This window comes from Arthrobacter sp. Soil782, from assembly GCF_001428435.1.
In the GTDB taxonomy this organism is placed as follows: domain Bacteria; phylum Actinomycetota; class Actinomycetes; order Actinomycetales; family Micrococcaceae; genus Arthrobacter_D; species Arthrobacter_D parietis.
The window spans coordinates 1,163,971-1,178,891 of the sequence record NZ_LMSO01000001.1; the positions used below are offsets into that span (position 1 = coordinate 1,163,971).

At 63.3% G+C, this 14,921-nt stretch carries 17 protein-coding genes and 1 tRNA gene; 10 read left to right on the forward strand and 8 right to left on the reverse strand.

What is annotated here, in order from left to right:
• Positions 1–6 precede the first annotated feature (6 nt).
• Entirely contained in the window at positions 7–1,134 is a 1,128-nt protein-coding gene (locus ASH00_RS05595; protein WP_056545799.1) for an FUSC family protein, read from the reverse strand.
• A gap of 10 nt (positions 1,135–1,144) precedes the next feature.
• A complete protein-coding gene (locus ASH00_RS05600) occupies positions 1,145–1,906 on the reverse strand; it encodes a hypothetical protein (protein WP_056545801.1) in 762 nt (253 codons plus the stop codon).
• A 246-nt stretch (positions 1,907–2,152) separates the two neighbouring features.
• Here ASH00_RS05600 and pstS point away from each other — a divergent pair, with 246 nt between their 5' ends.
• The 4 genes from pstS to pstB all read left to right on the forward strand — a co-directional run bounded on the left by pstS (position 2,153) and on the right by pstB (position 6,262).
• Positions 2,153–3,268 (forward strand): phosphate ABC transporter substrate-binding protein PstS, encoded by a 1,116-nt coding sequence (gene pstS / locus ASH00_RS05605; protein ID WP_056545802.1) that lies wholly within the window; start codon positions 2,153–2,155, stop codon positions 3,266–3,268.
• Positions 3,269–3,417: 149 nt separating this feature from the next.
• A complete protein-coding gene (pstC, locus tag ASH00_RS05610) occupies positions 3,418–4,350 on the forward strand; it encodes a phosphate ABC transporter permease subunit PstC (protein ID WP_056545804.1) in 933 nt (310 codons plus the stop codon).
• Positions 4,350–5,453 (forward strand): phosphate ABC transporter permease PstA, encoded by a 1,104-nt coding sequence (gene pstA / locus ASH00_RS05615; protein ID WP_056545806.1) that lies wholly within the window; start codon positions 4,350–4,352, stop codon positions 5,451–5,453. The genes pstC and pstA overlap by 1 nt, the downstream gene beginning before the upstream one ends.
• 29 nt (positions 5,454–5,482) lie before the next feature.
• On the forward strand, positions 5,483–6,262 hold the full coding sequence (gene pstB / locus ASH00_RS05620; protein WP_056545807.1) for a phosphate ABC transporter ATP-binding protein PstB: 780 nt from the start codon (positions 5,483–5,485) through the stop codon (positions 6,260–6,262).
• A gap of 23 nt (positions 6,263–6,285) precedes the next feature.
• Here pstB and ASH00_RS05625 read toward each other — a convergent pair whose 3' ends face one another.
• The 4 genes from ASH00_RS05625 to ASH00_RS05640 all read right to left on the reverse strand — a co-directional run bounded on the left by ASH00_RS05625 (position 6,286) and on the right by ASH00_RS05640 (position 9,321).
• Positions 6,286–7,296, reverse strand: a complete 1,011-nt coding sequence (locus ASH00_RS05625) for an inorganic phosphate transporter (protein WP_056545809.1) — start codon at positions 7,294–7,296, stop codon at positions 6,286–6,288.
• Positions 7,297–7,914, reverse strand: a complete 618-nt coding sequence (locus ASH00_RS05630) for a DUF47 domain-containing protein (RefSeq protein ID WP_056546711.1) — start codon at positions 7,912–7,914, stop codon at positions 7,297–7,299.
• 230 nt (positions 7,915–8,144) lie between these two features.
• Positions 8,145–8,609 (reverse strand): pyridoxamine 5'-phosphate oxidase family protein, encoded by a 465-nt coding sequence (locus ASH00_RS05635; RefSeq protein ID WP_056545810.1) that lies wholly within the window; start codon positions 8,607–8,609, stop codon positions 8,145–8,147.
• Positions 8,610–8,673: 64 nt separating this feature from the next.
• Positions 8,674–9,321: a hypothetical protein gene (locus tag ASH00_RS05640; RefSeq protein WP_056545812.1), complete on the reverse strand. Its 648-nt coding sequence runs from the start codon at positions 9,319–9,321 to the stop codon at positions 8,674–8,676.
• A 154-nt stretch (positions 9,322–9,475) separates the two neighbouring features.
• Here ASH00_RS05640 and ASH00_RS05645 point away from each other — a divergent pair.
• The 3 genes from ASH00_RS05645 to ASH00_RS05655 all read left to right on the forward strand — a co-directional run bounded on the left by ASH00_RS05645 (position 9,476) and on the right by ASH00_RS05655 (position 11,645).
• Positions 9,476–9,548, forward strand: a tRNA-Lys gene (locus ASH00_RS05645).
• A 186-nt stretch (positions 9,549–9,734) separates the two neighbouring features.
• Positions 9,735–10,340 (forward strand): hypothetical protein, encoded by a 606-nt coding sequence (locus tag ASH00_RS05650; RefSeq protein WP_056545814.1) that lies wholly within the window; start codon positions 9,735–9,737, stop codon positions 10,338–10,340.
• 36 nt (positions 10,341–10,376) lie between these two features.
• A complete protein-coding gene (locus ASH00_RS05655; protein WP_056545815.1) occupies positions 10,377–11,645 on the forward strand; it encodes an endonuclease/exonuclease/phosphatase family protein in 1,269 nt (422 codons plus the stop codon).
• Positions 11,646–11,690: 45 nt separating this feature from the next.
• On the opposite strand, the gene ASH00_RS05660 is transcribed toward ASH00_RS05655, so the two are convergent.
• Positions 11,691–12,173 carry a tetraspanin family protein gene (locus tag ASH00_RS05660; protein WP_056545817.1) on the reverse strand — a complete coding sequence of 161 codons (483 nt, stop codon included), beginning with the start codon at positions 12,171–12,173 and terminating at the stop codon, positions 11,691–11,693.
• Positions 12,174–12,582: 409 nt separating this feature from the next.
• Between ASH00_RS05660 and ASH00_RS05665 the strand changes: the two genes are divergently transcribed.
• From ASH00_RS05665 to ASH00_RS05675, 3 genes are all read left to right on the forward strand, one after another.
• Positions 12,583–12,795: a hypothetical protein gene (locus ASH00_RS05665; protein WP_056545819.1), complete on the forward strand. Its 213-nt coding sequence runs from the start codon at positions 12,583–12,585 to the stop codon at positions 12,793–12,795.
• Between the two features lie 155 nt (positions 12,796–12,950).
• Positions 12,951–13,685, forward strand: a complete 735-nt coding sequence (locus tag ASH00_RS05670; RefSeq protein WP_056546714.1) for a hypothetical protein — start codon at positions 12,951–12,953, stop codon at positions 13,683–13,685.
• Entirely contained in the window at positions 13,682–14,422 is a 741-nt protein-coding gene (locus ASH00_RS05675; protein WP_056545821.1) for a hypothetical protein, read from the forward strand. The genes ASH00_RS05670 and ASH00_RS05675 overlap by 4 nt, the downstream gene beginning before the upstream one ends.
• 209 nt (positions 14,423–14,631) lie before the next feature.
• On the opposite strand, the gene ASH00_RS05680 is transcribed toward ASH00_RS05675, so the two are convergent.
• Entirely contained in the window at positions 14,632–14,907 is a 276-nt protein-coding gene (locus tag ASH00_RS05680) for an HPr family phosphocarrier protein (RefSeq protein WP_056545823.1), read from the reverse strand.
• Positions 14,908–14,921: the final 14 nt, after the last annotated feature.

Consider the following 14,921-nt stretch of genomic DNA (forward strand, 5'->3'; position numbering starts at 1 on the left):
TGCTACTCACAGTTTGGGCAGGTACCCGGCGGCGTCCTCATGGGAGAGGCCGGTGGCTTCGAGGAGGTCGACGATGAGCGGCCGGTACAAAACCACCAGCCCCTCACCCTCGAGCCGCTTCACATTGAGGCGGGCGGGGTGCAGGACGGTGGCCACCGCGGCAAGATCCTCCCGCGCCCTGCGCAGGTGTTGATCGCGCTCCGCTGTGGAGGAGGAGTGCAGGGCAAGCGCGAGGACATCTACGGCATCGGCGGTTTCCTCGATCACCTGCACCAGCGACTGCACGGCTTCGTCCGAGAGCGCCGCGTGATTGATCACCGAGGTCAGCCGCCGTGAGAACACCCGGCTATTTCGGATCGCGAGATCGATAGAGCTGATCGAGCCGTGCAGCTCGCCCAGCTCGCCCCGGTGCCGCCGATACGCCGGTGAAAGGCGCGCAACCTCCGTCGCCGCGCGCATGGAAGTCGAGAGCCCGTCCATCAGCGGCTGGCAGTTCCGTGCCCGGATCAGCGCGTGCCACGCCTGCGTGGGATCGCTGGCGGACAGCGCACGGGCGTTCTCACGCAGCACCGCGGAGAGCTCCCCTAGCAACTTGCGGACATCGCCTTTGGGCTCGCGGCGCGGATCACGCGGCATCGCCATGGTGATCAGCAGTGCGAAAGCACCGCCGACGACGGCGTCCACACTTCGCGTGAACGGTCCTCCTTCCGGGGCCGGCAGGAGCACAACCAGGAGGGACTGCAGTGCCAGTTGGGTGGTGAAAATGGTCCCGCTGTCCAGGAAACGCGCCAGCAGGACGGACACAAAAAGAACGACGGCGGCCTGCCAGAGTCCTGTGCCCAGCAACGCCAGGAGCACATCGCCCACAGCGATACCGAGTGTGCATCCGAAGCCGACTTCCAGCACCCGACGCAGCCGCGGATCCCGCGAAAACCCCAGTGCGATGAGCGAAGAGGTGGCAGCAAAAAGGGGCCCATCGTGACCGAGTACCTGCTCTGCAAACGCATACGCCCCAACAGCGCCGACGGTGATCTGGATGGCCGGAAGCAAGGATGAGCGGCTGCGGCGCAGGCCTACGCGGGATCGGTTGCGCAGAAAGGAACGTGCGCGGTCCAGTCGCGAGCGCCGGGTCATACGCCTGACCCTACCGCCGTGAGCGGTCCATCAGGGTAAAGGTGGTGGACCTGCCCGTAGTCCGCGTCCGGACGGCCGCGAGCGGCGCTGCAAGCAAGAGCGCCCCCGCCACCAGTTCCAGGAATTCCTCGAGGTGGTAGACCACCGCCAGCACTGCGGTCGGAGCACCGAGGCGAATGACTTCCCCTGCCACTAACTCGAGCCCGACGGCTGCGAACAACAGGGTCACTATCCCCAGCACGATCAGCCGGGTTGATGCTTCCGGCAGGTGCCGGGCGCTGATGATCGCCAACACGAGTACGGCAACGGCGATGGGTATGCCGAACACCAGCCAGACGAACGTGAAGTCCGCGACGTCCACAAACTGCCCGGCAAGGGTGTCGAGGCGTTCATGCAGCCAGGTGCCCTCGTCGAGGCACAGGAGGAACACCATGCCGGCCAGAATCCACCAGGCGGTGGCCCCCTTGATTCGCTGATGTCTGGCGAGGACGGCCGCGAACAGGAGGGTTGTTGTTGCTGCGGCCAGCTGCACCACGGACCACCAGGTAGGAAAGTTGCCCTCATAGTTGACGTCGAAGTACACGCTGAAGAGAGTTTCACCTCTTGCCTGACCTGTCAGCAGCGGAGAGATCAGGCTGAATCCGACAACCAGGGCGTGCACCAGACCGAGCCCGATGAGCAGGCGGCGCCACCGCAACGGGTGACCCGGACGCACAGCCGTGGCATCTTCGTGCTTCGCGTATCCGCCGTCAACGCTGCTGTCCGTGGTCATACCTCTAACGCTAACGGCTGGGCACTAGGACGAAGGTGACAGCTCAATAACTCATTCCGTCCAAAGCACAAGGGTTTGCAACCGGATCACGGCTAATGTCCCACCGGCGTTCATCTTCCGTTCATTTTGACCCGTCAATCTCGTTACCTGCGGTGCCTAGCGTGTGGTGAGTACCGAATCTCGTACAGACAACGCGGGTGTCATCTGAGCACCGACTGTTCAAACCCTGGAAGGGGCAATATTCACGTGAAGGCTCTTCGCTTTGGCCGCGCAGCGGCAGTTATCTCTGTGGCCGCCCTGGCCCTCACGGCGTGCGGTTCCGACGCCGCCGTCAACCCCGGTACTGAAGGTGATGCAAGCGCGGCTCCCGAAAGCACGGTTTCCGGAACCCTGACCGGTGCGGGTGCATCCTCCCAGAACGCGGCGATGACCGCCTGGAAGACCGGCTTCGAGGAGCTGAACCCCGAAGCAACCATCCAGTACTCCCCGGACGGCTCCGGTGCAGGCCGCGAGGCATTCCTTGCCGAAGGCGTGCAGTTCGCCGGCTCGGATGCGTACCTGGATGACGAGGAGTACGAGGCATCCAAGGAAATCTGCGGCCCCGATGGCGCCATCAACATCCCCGCCTACGTCTCTCCCATCGCCGTAGCGTTCAATCTCCCCGGAATCCAGGAACTGAACCTTGACGCGAACACGATCGCGTCAATCTTCGCCGGTGAGATCACCAACTGGAATGACGAGGCGATTGCTTCACAGAACGAGGGCGTTGAACTGCCGGACCTGCCGATCACCGTTGTTCACCGCGCAGATGACTCAGGTACCACCGAGAACTTCGTCGAGTACCTGGCTGCCGCGGCACCGGACGTATGGACCTACGAGGTTTCCGGCGACTGGCCTGCTGAGATCGTCGCTGAGAACGCCCAGGGCACCAACGGTGTCGTCTCCACCACCTCCTCCACGGAAGGCGCCATCACCTACACCGATGCCTCCGCCGTGGGAGATCTGGGACAGGCCCTCGTCAAGGTTGGCGAGGAATACGTGCCGCTCAGCGCCGAAGCAGCCTCCCGCGCAGTGGAAGTTGCAGAACCGGTCGAAGGACGCAGCGAGGTTGACATGTCGCTGGAACTGAAGCGCGACACCACCGAGTCCGGTGCCTACCCGATCGTGCTTGTCTCGTACCACATCTACTGCAGCGCGTACGAGGATCAGGAGACGGTAGACCTGGTCAAGGCTTTCGCCAGCTATGCAGTGAGCGAAGAGGGCCAGGCCACAGCTGAATCCTCTGCGGGCAACGCGCCCATCTCCGAGGCCCTGCGCGAGCAGGCAATGGAAGCGATTGATTCCATTCAGGTTGCCTCCTAACAGGTCAATGACGCCCTGCCAGGCCCAGAAGGCCCTGGCGGGGCTGTTGGCTGTCTGCGTCCCGGCAGGGTTGCAGGTACCTTGTAAGAGCGGGACAGTTGCGTGAGCACTGTTCCAGACGTCCCCGCGCAGCGCCGAAAGGTCCCCCCGTGTCCACGAATGCACTGAAACGAGCAGGCGGTGCAGGTCAATCCGGAGACAAGATTTTCTCCGGCGCGAGCCTGGCCGCAGGCTGCCTGATCCTGGCAGCGCTCTTTAGCGTCGCAGTCTTCCTGATCATTGAGGCTCTGCCGGTTTTCGGCGCCGACCCATCGGAAATTACCGGCGGGGACGGCTTTTTCACCTACATCTTCCCGATCGTCATCGGAACTGTGATCGCCGCGGCCATCGCGCTGCTGATTGCCACGCCGCTCGGCATCGGCGTTGCGCTGTTCATCTCGCACTACGCGCCCCGCCGGTTCGCGCAGGGGCTCGGCTATGTGATCGACCTGCTCGCGGCCATACCTTCCGTGGTCTACGGCGCATGGGGATACGCCGTCCTCGCTCCGCAACTGGCCATCGCCTATGACTGGCTGGCGCGCAACCTCGGTTGGATCCCGATTTTCGAAGGCCCCGCCAGCCAGACGGGACGCACCATGCTGACCGCCGGTATTGTGCTCGCTGTCATGGTCCTTCCGATCATCACCTCGCTCAGCCGGGAAATCTTCCTCCAGACGCCGAAGCTTCACGAAGAAGCGGCGCTCGCCATGGGAGCCACCCGCTGGGAGATGATCACCATGGCGGTCCTGCCCTTTGCCCGCCCGGGCATCATCAGCGCGGCGATGCTCGGCCTCGGCCGCGCGTTGGGTGAGACCATGGCCGTGGCGCTGGTGCTCTCCGGCGGTGCCCTGACAGCCAGCCTCATTCAGTCCGGCAACCAGACCATCGCGGCCGAGATCGCACTGAACTTCCCCGAGGCCTACGGGCTCCGGTTGGCCGAACTCATCGCCGCAGGCCTGGTCCTCTTCGTCATCACACTTGCCGTCAACATCGTGGCGCGGTGGATCATCAGCCGTCATAAAGAATTCTCAGGGGCTAACTAATGGCAAACGCCACCTTGACTCCGCGTCGCTCCCAACTGACCAAGGGGAGGATGCCCTCCTACACGCTGTGGGTGGTCCTGGCAGCATCGATCGTCGTCGGCGCCGCGCTGGCCGCGCTGGTTGGGTTCAGCCTGGTTCCCTTCGCCCTCTTCAGTGCGATTCTGTTCATCATTGCCGGTACAGCCGTCACGGGCGTCGTCGAAGGTTCACGCAAGGCCAGGAACAGGCTGGCGATGTTCCTGATCTACGGGTCGTTCCTCGTGGCACTCCTGCCGCTGCTGTCCGTGATCTGGACCGTCCTGGAGCGCGGAGTCCCCGGCCTGACCTACAACTTTCTGTTCACGTCCATGAACGGCGTCACCGGAGCCATTGACAACCAGGTCGTTGCCGAAGGGACACCGGTCCTGGGAGGCGCGTACCACGCCATTGTCGGCACCCTGCAAATCACCCTGTGGGCAACCCTCATCTCGGTGCCGATCGGGCTGCTGGCGGCCGTCTACCTGGTGGAGTACTCCACGGGCGGAAGGCTTGCCCGGGCCATCACGTTCTTCGTTGACGTCATGACGGGTATCCCGTCCATCGTGGCGGGTCTCTTCGCCGCTGCACTGTTCGGCCAGCTATTCGGGCCGGGCACGCGCACCGGCTTTGTTGCCGCCGTCGCGCTGTCTGTGCTGATGATCCCGGTTGTTGTGCGCTCCACGGAGGAAATGCTCAAAATTGTCCCGAATGAACTCCGTGAAGCGGCCTACGCGCTGGGCGTTCGCAAGTGGCGCACCATCACGCGTGTGGTCATTCCGACGGCGATCTCAGGTATCGCCTCCGGTGTCACTTTGGCCATCGCCCGGGTGATTGGCGAAACCGCTCCCATCCTGGTCACGGCGGGCTTTGCAAGCTCCATCAACTGGAACGTCTTTGGTGACTGGATGAGCACCCTGCCCACTTTTATCTACTACCAGATCCTCACGCCCACCTCGCCGACGGCCACAGACCCCAGCACGCAGCGTGCCTGGGCGGCCGCGCTGGTGCTGATCATCATGGTCATGCTCCTGAACCTCGCGGCGCGCCTCATCGCCCGCCTCTTCGCTCCCAAGACCAGCCGCTGACCCGCCGGCACAACCCAGAAGGATCTCCATTGTCCAAGCGAATCGACGTCAAGGACCTCAACGTCTACTACAGCAAGTTCCTCGCTGTGGAAGACGTGAACATCAGCATCGACGCACGTTCCGTCACGGCCTTCATCGGCCCGTCGGGCTGCGGGAAGTCCACCTTCCTGCGCACCCTGAACCGCATGCACGAGGTCATTCCCGGTGCGCGGGTTGAGGGGGAAGTGCTGCTGGACGGTGACAACCTGTATGACTCCGCGGTGGACCCCGTGACAGTCCGCAGCCAGATCGGAATGGTCTTCCAGCGGCCCAACCCGTTCCCCACGATGTCCATCCGCGACAACGTGCTGGCCGGCGTCAAGCTGAACAACAAGCGGATCTCGAAGTCGGACGCGGACGCACTGGTGGAGAAGTCGCTGCGCGGCGCCAACCTTTGGAATGAAGTGAAGGACCGCTTAGGCCGTCCCGGTTCAGGCCTGTCCGGCGGCCAGCAGCAGCGCCTGTGCATTGCGCGGGCCATTGCGGTTTCCCCCGAGGTCATCCTCATGGATGAGCCCTGCTCGGCACTGGACCCCATCTCGACCCTCGCTATCGAGGACCTCATCAACGAGCTCAAGAGCGAGTACACCGTGGTCATCGTTACCCACAACATGCAGCAGGCAGCGCGCGTTTCGGACAAGACGGCGTTCTTCAACATCGCGGGCACCGGCAAGCCGGGCAAGCTGATTGAATACGGCGAGACCACGAACATCTTCAACATGCCCTCGGAGAAGGCAACCGAGGACTACGTCTCCGGCCGCTTCGGATAAGGACCTGCCTCACAGCCTGCAATCTAGAGCAGCGGGCTCATCGCCAGGAAAAGGATGGCGGCGAGCAGCGCGGTGGCGGGCGCCGTCGTAATCCAGACCAGCAATACCGAACGCACCACGCGTCCCCGGACCGTGGCGTAGCGCTGGTTTGCGCCGGCGCCCACAATTGCCGAGGTCATGGTATGCGTGCTGGAGAGCGGCATGTTCAGCGACAGCGCGCCGACAAAAAGCATGACGGCGCTGACCCCCTGGGCCGCCATTCCGCGGAGGGGGTCAATGCGCACCAGCCGGTTGGAAAGGGTGTGTGTAATGCGCCAGCCTCCAAGCAGTGATCCGCAGGCCAGCAGCACGGCGGCGAAGACCTGGACCCAGAGCGGAATATCGCTTCCGGAGTAGAGACCGGCTCCCACCAGCGCCAGGACGATCACGGCCATGGTGCGCTGACCGTCCTGCAGCCCGTGGCCCAAGGCGAATGCGGCGGTCAGGACGGCCTGGGCCATCCGGTTCCCGTTGTTGACCTTGCGCGGGGAATTGTGACGCAGCAGCCACGTGGCAGGGAAGACAACCACGTAGGCGAGCAGGTAGGCAATCAACGGCGACAGCAGTAGCGGCAGTCCGATCTCCAGGAGGAATACGCGGCCGGACCCGGCAATGGACTCCCCGCTGAGCACTGCCGCCGCCCCGCCGGCCCCGATCAGTCCGCCGATCAATGCATGCGTGGACGACGACGGCTTGCCTCGGTACCAGGTGAAGATACCCCAGGCGCACGCTGCCAGCAGGGCGGCGAGCAGAATGCCCAGACCGCTCTGCCCTGTGGGGAGGCTGATGCTGTTCCCGGTGAAGAGAGTCGCCACGCTGGCGCTCATGAGGGCACCGACAAGGTTGAACAGCGCAGCGAGCAGGACTGCGACAGTTGGAGTCAGTGCGCGGGTACGGACCGACGTGGCAATGGAGTTGGAGACGTCGTGGAACCCGTTGATGAAGGCGAATCCGCCAGCGAGGAGCACTACGGTGCCGAGGAGGAAGACCTCCACTTACGATTCCTTGACGAGGATCGCTCCGACGTGGGTTGCCACCTTGCGAATGTCCTTTGTGACGTCGACGAGCTGGTTGGCGACGTCACGGTGCCGCGCGTAGACCAGCGGCTTGTGGTCAGCGAGCAGCTCCGAGCACCAGATCCGGTGCGTGCGTTCGGCACGCTTGGCCAGGCGCAAAATCTCGATCCAGTAGTCCTCGAGGTCATCGAGCGAATTGAGCTGCCGCATCGCCTCGGCGGTCAGTTCGGCCTGCCGGGTGATCACCTCGAGCTGCTCGGTTGCGCGGCGGCCGAGTTTGGTCAGCTTGTAGAGGGCGATGAGCTCCGCAGCGCCGTCGAGCTTCTCCATGGCTTCGCTCAACAGACGCGACATGGAGTAGAGGTCTTCACGGGGGAGCGGGTTGATGAAGCTCGTGCGCATCGAGGTCAGCAGGGCAAAGTGCAGGTCCGTCGAGGTGCCTTCATACTGGTGCAGCTCTTCGGCCAGCTGATCATAGTCCTGGGGCGCGGCACCAAGGATGCCGGACATGCTGCGGACTCCGAGGACCAGTTGCTGGGCCATGCTGGAGAGCAGTTCAAGTCCTGCGTTTTCCTGGGGAAAGAGGCGGAGCTTCACAAGGATCACCTACGGTCGCACGGACGGTTGCCACCTAAGACTACCTGCGCCTCACTCAGGTGACCGGCGCTGTGCGGCCGGCCCCCTGAGGGCACAAAAGTGGCGCCGAACCGGGAGCGCCTCTCGGCGGAAGGCCGCTCGAAGCGGCTAAATGTTGAAGCCCGGGGGTTCCACGGTCCGACACCAGTTTCAGTCTGCTACTGACCCGCGTGCATGTCAACGAGCACTGTCTACTCCGGCGCCGACTGGGTTGCGCCGGACTCCGGAGTCCACCAGGTCTTCGGCTCAACTACGGGGAATCGCCGTCCTGAGACTGTCTCCGGAATGATCCGGACAAACTGGTCTTTCCTGCCTCCCTGCCACGGAAAGAGGGGAAGCGAGAATGTCTCAAGGACGTCGTCGGGGAGTTTCACCAGTTCCGCCCCACCCCGGATGACGACGCTCCAGGCGACACCCGCTTCAGAATCCACCCCGTCCGCTTCCAGCGCAACGCGGGCATCAGCCTGCACCGCTGCAAGCTTGGTTCCGGTTCCAGTCCGAAATACGAGCGTTCCGTGATCGGTGGTGTAGTTGACCGGAAAAATGTCAGGGCCGTCTTCGAGAGCGACGGCGAGCCGCCCCACTGAAACTGCCCTCAGGCAGTTCCAGCATTCACTGTCGGTCAGAACTTCGACTCCCGCAACATTCGCTTCCATACGGCGATCCTAGACCGGGTTTGCGCGCCAGGACAGGGCCAGCGGCCAGGAGTGCGCGGTGCTGCTAGTCCAGCTCGCCGCGGCGCCAGGAAGCGGCAGCGTGCTCCAGGTCCTCCGCAGTCTTGACCAGCTGGTGTGAACTGCGCGTGAGTTTGGTGGCGTGGGCGCCGTTGGAGGTATCGGCGTCGTCCGCATGGTTGGTTTGGCCGAGCGCCACTACCCGGCAGAAAGCGGCAAAGCGCTCAAGCGCCACGTCGAATTCGCCGTCGAACGCGCCGGAAAGAATGGTGTCCGCCATGTGCTGGACCTCGTCCGCGCCGGGGGGCTCGGCGACTCCCGCGACAACCTTCGAAACCTGCGCCACCTCCTTGCCGGCCTTGAAGAAGGCGGCAATTTTTTCCGGGTTCTGCTGGGTAGCGGCACGGAGCGCGTAGAGGCGCCACAATGCACCGGGCAGCGAACGAGCAGGGCTCTCCGCCCACAACTCGGCAATGGCTTCCAGCCCCTGCTGGTCAGCCAGTTGCACCAGACGCTGCGTCACCACGGGGTCATCGGTCTCGCGGCCGTGGTGAACCAGTGCGTGCGCGGCAAGGTGGGCGGCTTCGGAAACCCGCGAGGGGTCTGCACCGCCGGCGAAAACCTCAAAATCTGCGGGCGCAAACGGCTTGGGTTTGTGGTGCCGAGGGCTGTTGTCTACATATTCGCCGTCCATGGGTCGAGAATACTCCTGCGCCTATTGGGGGGCTAGGCGCCAACCAAACCCGCGGGTTCGCTCCCACGGCACAGGGCATATCGGCCCAGGTTGCCTTATCGCCCGATCGGGTGCGATAAAGTAGACACGTTGTTCGGGCGTGCCCGGGTGACGTGGGCCTTTAGCTCAGTTGGTAGAGCATCGGACTTTTAATCCGTGGGTCGTGGGTTCGAGTCCCACAGGGCCCACCCGCGAGTACGAGCAGCGCGCCCCCGCCGAGGTATCGGTGAGGGCGCGCTTTTTCGTGGAGGGCCGATCCGCTTTCCGAGGTTGCTTTCGGGCAACAAGCATTGACTCCCGGGCGCAGGAAGCCTGTACTGGAAGGGCAGATCCTTTCCAGCAAAGCGGCACGGAAAGTGCCGGGAGGAACTCCGATGCCCGCCCTTTTGGCGTTACCCGTTCAGACGGCGCTAGCCGTCGCCGTGATCGGTGCGCTCATTGCCCTGACCGCCTTCGCCGTTTCGCGAGGGCTGCTGGCAAACAAGGACCGCGACGGCGTCTTCTGGTATGGCTTCACCGGAGGGTTCGCGTGCCTCGGCGCCATGCTGGGAGCCATGGTGCTCATCCCCGAGACAGCTGCAGTGACCGGGCTGGCAGGCATGCTCGGGATGGGGTTGGCGGGCGGTTGGGTCTGGCGCGGGGAGCAGGAGCGGGCTGTGCGCCGTCGTCGTCAATCCGTGGAAGAGGCGCGGTCAGCGTTGCGGGCACGCCATGAATCCGTGTTGCAGCGGTGGGTGAGTTATGAACTGGATCCCGCCGTCGCCATCGACTATCCGGACATGACCGACGTCAAGCGCCCAGAGACTGCCGGGTTGGTCCGCGCGATGCGGACCGCGGCGGTGCTGCGCGAGCAGGAAGATACTGACGACGACGGCGCTGCACCTGCTTATGAATCCGCGGTCAGCGAGCTGGAGGCTGCCTTCGAAAAGGCCGAGCGTGCCGCAGGAGCCCGTTCGACCCCTCCCAACCGGGACGGTTAGGCTGGACCGGTCACTGGGGGACCGGAGGGGAAGTTCATGGATTCAGCACGTGCACCGCGCCGCAGAACGGCCGCTATTCTCGTCGCGCTCGCGGTCGCCGCTGCCGGCGTCGCGGTGCCGTCAACGGCAACAGCTGCTCACAAACCGAACGGTGCTGCGCAGGGCCAGGGCAAGCAGGAAGTGCGCTTCGCCACCTACAACGCAAGCCTGAACCGGTCCGCCGAGGGTGAGCTCGTCGAGGACCTGTCGACCGGCCATGATGAGCAGGCGCGGCGCATCGCCGAAGTGATTCAGATCAACAACCCTGATGTGGTGCTGCTCAACGAATTCGATTACGACGCAGACCACGCGGCGGCCGAACTTTTCCGGACCAACTACCTCGAGGTGAGCCAGAACGGTAAACCCCCCGCCAGTTACCCCTACGTCTACACCGCCCCGTCCAACACCGGTGTTCCCAGCGGGATGGACCTGAACAATGACGGCACCGTAGGTGGGCCGAACGATGCGTTCGGGTTCGGCCAATTCGAGGGCCAGTACGGAATGGTTCTCTACTCCAGGTACCCCATCGACACCAGGAATGTCCGCACCTTCCAGAACTTCCTCTGGGCGGATATGCCGGGTGCGCTCCTGCCAGATGACCCGGCTACCGCCGGCGCCGCGGACTGGTTCACCGAGGAGGAACTGGCGGCTGTCCGCCTGTCCAGCAAATCGCACTGGGACGTTCCGGTGACCATCGGTGATTCGACAGTCCATGTTCTCGCCAGTCACCCCACGCCCCCGGTCTTCGACTCTGAGGAAGACCGCAACGGCAAACGGAACAGCGACGAGATCCGCTTTTGGGTGGACTATATCCGTGGCGGCGGCAACGCGCGCTACATCTACGACGACGACGGCGAACGCGGCGGACTGGACCGACGTGATGACTTCGTTGTGCTGGGAGACCTCAACAGCGACCCGGCTGATGGCGATTCCCGCCCTGGCTCGATCAGTCAGTTGCTCGAGCTGAAGGAACTCCAGGATCCGGAGCCCGCAGCGGAAGGCGCGGCCGAAGCGTCAGTCCTGCAGGGGCGGGTGAATACCGGGCATCGCGGTAATCCGGCTTTGGACACGGCGGACTTCGAGGACGCTGAGGCGGGAAACCTCCGGGTGGATTATGTGTTGCCGTCCAAGTCTCTCAAGGTGCGCCACTCCGGCATCTTCTGGCCGCGCGCAGGGGCTCCCGGCGCGGAGCTCACGGGGGTTTTTCCTTTCCCCACGAGCGACCACCGCTTGGTGTACGTCGATGTTGACGTCAAGAACCGCTGACCAGACCAACTCAACAGAAACCGCCGCGAACCGCGGTCAGACCGGTCATCCCTGCTGATTGGAGGTGAGGCGGCGCCGCCGGTCCCAGAAGACTGCGCTGAGTGCCCCTGCCGCCGTGAGCAGAATGCTGGCGCTGACAATGATGCCGCCCGCCGATTGGCTGATGATGAAGATCCATTGCGGGAACGGGCCGCTGACTGCGGTCTGATCAACCTGTAGAGGTGCAAACACCGCCCACAAGCCGAAGGCTAGCATGGCCGCCCCGAGCAGCCAGAGCACCAAAACAAACGGATTGAACCGCGGGTGCGCCGGCCCGGGGTCCGGCAAGACCGCTCCTGCCGGCATCACTTCAACAACGTTGGCTGGCTGCTCGGGTGAGGTTGCGGTGTGCGCCTCGGATACTGCCCGGCGTTGCTGCGGTGGTTCCTTCGGTACGGGCCAGCGATCACCCGGGGTGGTCGATGATCCGCCGCCCCGCTGGTAGATGGAACTGTACCGATTGTCGATGTTCGGCGTATTCTCGCCCATTGTTCCTCCCTCACCCTTTGTTGGAAATCTACTCGTTCTGCTCCGTCGGGGTAAGTAGCCGCTGTCTGCGCCAAAATCCGGGACACCTCTGGCCAAGGGTCCGGGAGCTCGTGTAGGTTGAAGTGCATGGGAACAATAATTTTCGAGTAATTGTGCCGGTCGCGTGCCTGGCGCACTCGTCCAAATATCAACGAAACCATTCGAAAAGACCGTGTTGAGGCCTTCGTCTCCATGTTTGTTTCCACTCCTCCCGTGATGAGTCCGGATCAGGGTCGCCCTGAACCGGCCAATCAGCGCATCAGGACCCTACGGAACCGGCAGAGCGCCGGCGGACAGCAAGAGCCGCCGTCGTCGTCGTCATTGCTTGTAGGTGAGTGGCTCAGCCGGTCAGAGCCATTGAAGGAGAGCCATGACCCAGCAAGACAATCAACAGCCGCTCAACGTCCATCTGACCGAAGATGCTGCAAAGAAACTGGTGGATGATCCGCGTGCGCGGGAAGCGTTGGCCCGGAAGAACCCCGCCTTCGGGGACCTGGACAGCGCGCACAGCACTGGGCGCAGGAACAAGTCAGTACACGCCAGTAACCGTCAGGGAAAGCGGGAGAAGAAGGTGCGCTGGTAGGGCGACAGCCCGCCTTGAGGCGCCACTGGAGAGGTTAAAGTGAAACTGGCTCCGCGTTCTGCGTATGGGGGAATCGCAGAATGGGGAGCCAGCTCTCCAACTATACTTCACAGTAGGGGTCAGAAGTCCAGTCGAAATGTTCCTGAAGGGTGATGATGGCAGTCACGGCTAAAGCTTTCCAGCTGTGGCGTACCCAGATAGCACCTGAGGCAACGGTTTCCGACCTCTGCCGGAAGGCGGACATCAAGCGGTCCACACTGGCGCAGCAGCTGGTCCGTGGCAAAGTCTCAATAGAAACCGTCATCAGCATCGCCCGCGCCTACGCTATTCCGCCGGTTCAGGCGCTGAGTGTGTTTGACGGCTACCGGGACCTCGCGGAGGGAATCCTGCCTCCCACCGGCGAGGAATACCTCAGCCAGGTTTCCCCGATGGATCTGCTGCGGCTGATCCTTGGTCGCAGTGAGGAAACAGACTGGGTGGGCAGTCCGCTGAGTTTCCGGCTTGCGCCCCTGCCCCATCGCTACTCAGTGCGCTCGTGGTTCGATGCGGTCGACGGCGGTGAACTCCGCCAGGCGCTGACCACGCGCACCGGCATTGCTCCGCAAAACCTCTCGGCGCAACTCAGCGCCGGCCGGCTGAGCACCCAGTTGTGCGTTGAGGTGGCCAGGGTTTCCGGGGTTTCGCTCGCAAACGGCCTGGTTGTCACCGGGCTGCTCACACCGCAGGAAGGCAGCTGGGCAGATGACGGCCGTGAGCAGGTGCTGAGTTCCCTGCCTGATTCGAAACTTATCCTGATAGCGCGGGACCGGCTTGACGGATTGGGTAAGCGGCTCCGTAAACAGGAGCAGGACAACACTCGTGACCAGACCTTATGGGAGAACCTCGGATGAGCGCAGGATCATTTATCCAGTGGCTTGCGCTCGCGTTGTGCGTCATTTTCGCGGCTACACGCCTCCCGGATGCCCTGCGGGGTAAAGGCCGGAGCATCTTCGCTGTGCTGGTTCTGCTGTGTGTCGCGGTGGGCCTCAGCCTGGCGCCGATTTATCTTTTTGTTGACGGCTTGCTCGGCGGGGCCAATATTGCGAACCTGCTCATCCGGTTCAGCCTGTATTCCATCATGCTGCTCCTGGGGCTTCGAGGCGCGGCAGCGTTCAGCTCCGAGAGCGCGTTAAGGCTGATCCGTGGACCATTAGGTGCTGCTGTACTGGGACTCACGGTTCTGGCCACCGTGATTCTGTTCGGACTCAGTGACCTTCCGGAGTCCTCGACGGGGCTGCGGGACTACGCAGACCAACCAACCGTGCACTGGTACTCCCACCTGGGCCGAATCTACCCGGCGTATGTCGGCGCATGCCTGCTGGGCCCGGCGATCGCAAGTGCGCGGGACACCTCCGCGCGGGGCCTTCACCGAGTCGCTGCGGCCTTCATGGCGGGCGGATTCGCTATGGTGCTTGCCCACACTGCACTCAAGTTCACCGGAGTCATGACCGGGGCGGCGGACCTCATTCTGCCGTTCGGCGCGATTGTCCTCGTCACCAGCGGCCTCACCATGATCTGGCTGTCCCGCCGGCGTTCGGTACGCAACCGCTCCGCCAATTTCCTGGCCAATGAACACCGGCGCGACTGATCCACGGTTAGTCTTTTCGCCGGATCATTTCGACCAATATCGCGAACACTGTTCACGTTTTCATCCTGGTGTGTCAAAATTATGATTATGTAACTCCCGGTGTCCGTGGGGGGTCAACGGGTTACACAGCAATAGGTGCGTCCATTAGAACGGGTGGACGCACCTATTTCGTTTCCAGGCCGGGCTGCCGCCGCCGGAAAAGCCTACTGTCAGGCGTCGTGATCGGTTTCGAGGATACGGACCAGCGAGTCCAGGGCGTCCCCGGCGCCGTCGTCCTCGGAGCGGAGCACAACAACATCACCGTGCTCGGCGCCCAGGCTCATCAGCGACAGGATGCTTGATGCGTCCATGGCCTCGTCCGCCGGGCTCCCCTCCAGGGCAATAGTGATGTCAGCCGATTGTTCCCCCGCCGCTTCGGCGAAGATGGCGGCAGGACGGGCGTGGAGCCCAACCCGGCTGGCTACGGTTGCTTTGCGTTCGATCATGATCTTCCTTCCGG

Coding starts and splice junctions, on each gene's coding strand:
- ASH00_RS05665 (WP_056545819.1), top strand. CDS start 12,583: ATGACCCAGCAAGACAATCAACAGCCGCTCAACGTCCATCTGACCGAA.
- ASH00_RS05635 (WP_056545810.1), bottom strand. CDS start 8,609: ATGGAAGCGAATGTTGCGGGAGTCGAAGTTCTGACCGACAGTGAATGC.
- ASH00_RS05675 (WP_056545821.1), top strand. CDS start 13,682: ATGAGCGCAGGATCATTTATCCAGTGGCTTGCGCTCGCGTTGTGCGTC.
- ASH00_RS05670 (WP_056546714.1), top strand. CDS start 12,951: ATGGCAGTCACGGCTAAAGCTTTCCAGCTGTGGCGTACCCAGATAGCA.
- ASH00_RS05660 (WP_056545817.1), bottom strand. CDS start 12,173: ATGGGCGAGAATACGCCGAACATCGACAATCGGTACAGTTCCATCTAC.
- ASH00_RS05655 (WP_056545815.1), top strand. CDS start 10,377: ATGGATTCAGCACGTGCACCGCGCCGCAGAACGGCCGCTATTCTCGTC.
- ASH00_RS05640 (WP_056545812.1), bottom strand. CDS start 9,321: ATGGACGGCGAATATGTAGACAACAGCCCTCGGCACCACAAACCCAAG.
- ASH00_RS05600 (WP_056545801.1), bottom strand. CDS start 1,906: ATGACCACGGACAGCAGCGTTGACGGCGGATACGCGAAGCACGAAGAT.
- pstA (WP_056545806.1), top strand. CDS start 4,350: ATGGCAAACGCCACCTTGACTCCGCGTCGCTCCCAACTGACCAAGGGG.
- ASH00_RS05680 (WP_056545823.1), bottom strand. CDS start 14,907: ATGATCGAACGCAAAGCAACCGTAGCCAGCCGGGTTGGGCTCCACGCC.
- ASH00_RS05650 (WP_056545814.1), top strand. CDS start 9,735: ATGCCCGCCCTTTTGGCGTTACCCGTTCAGACGGCGCTAGCCGTCGCC.
- ASH00_RS05595 (WP_056545799.1), bottom strand. CDS start 1,134: ATGACCCGGCGCTCGCGACTGGACCGCGCACGTTCCTTTCTGCGCAAC.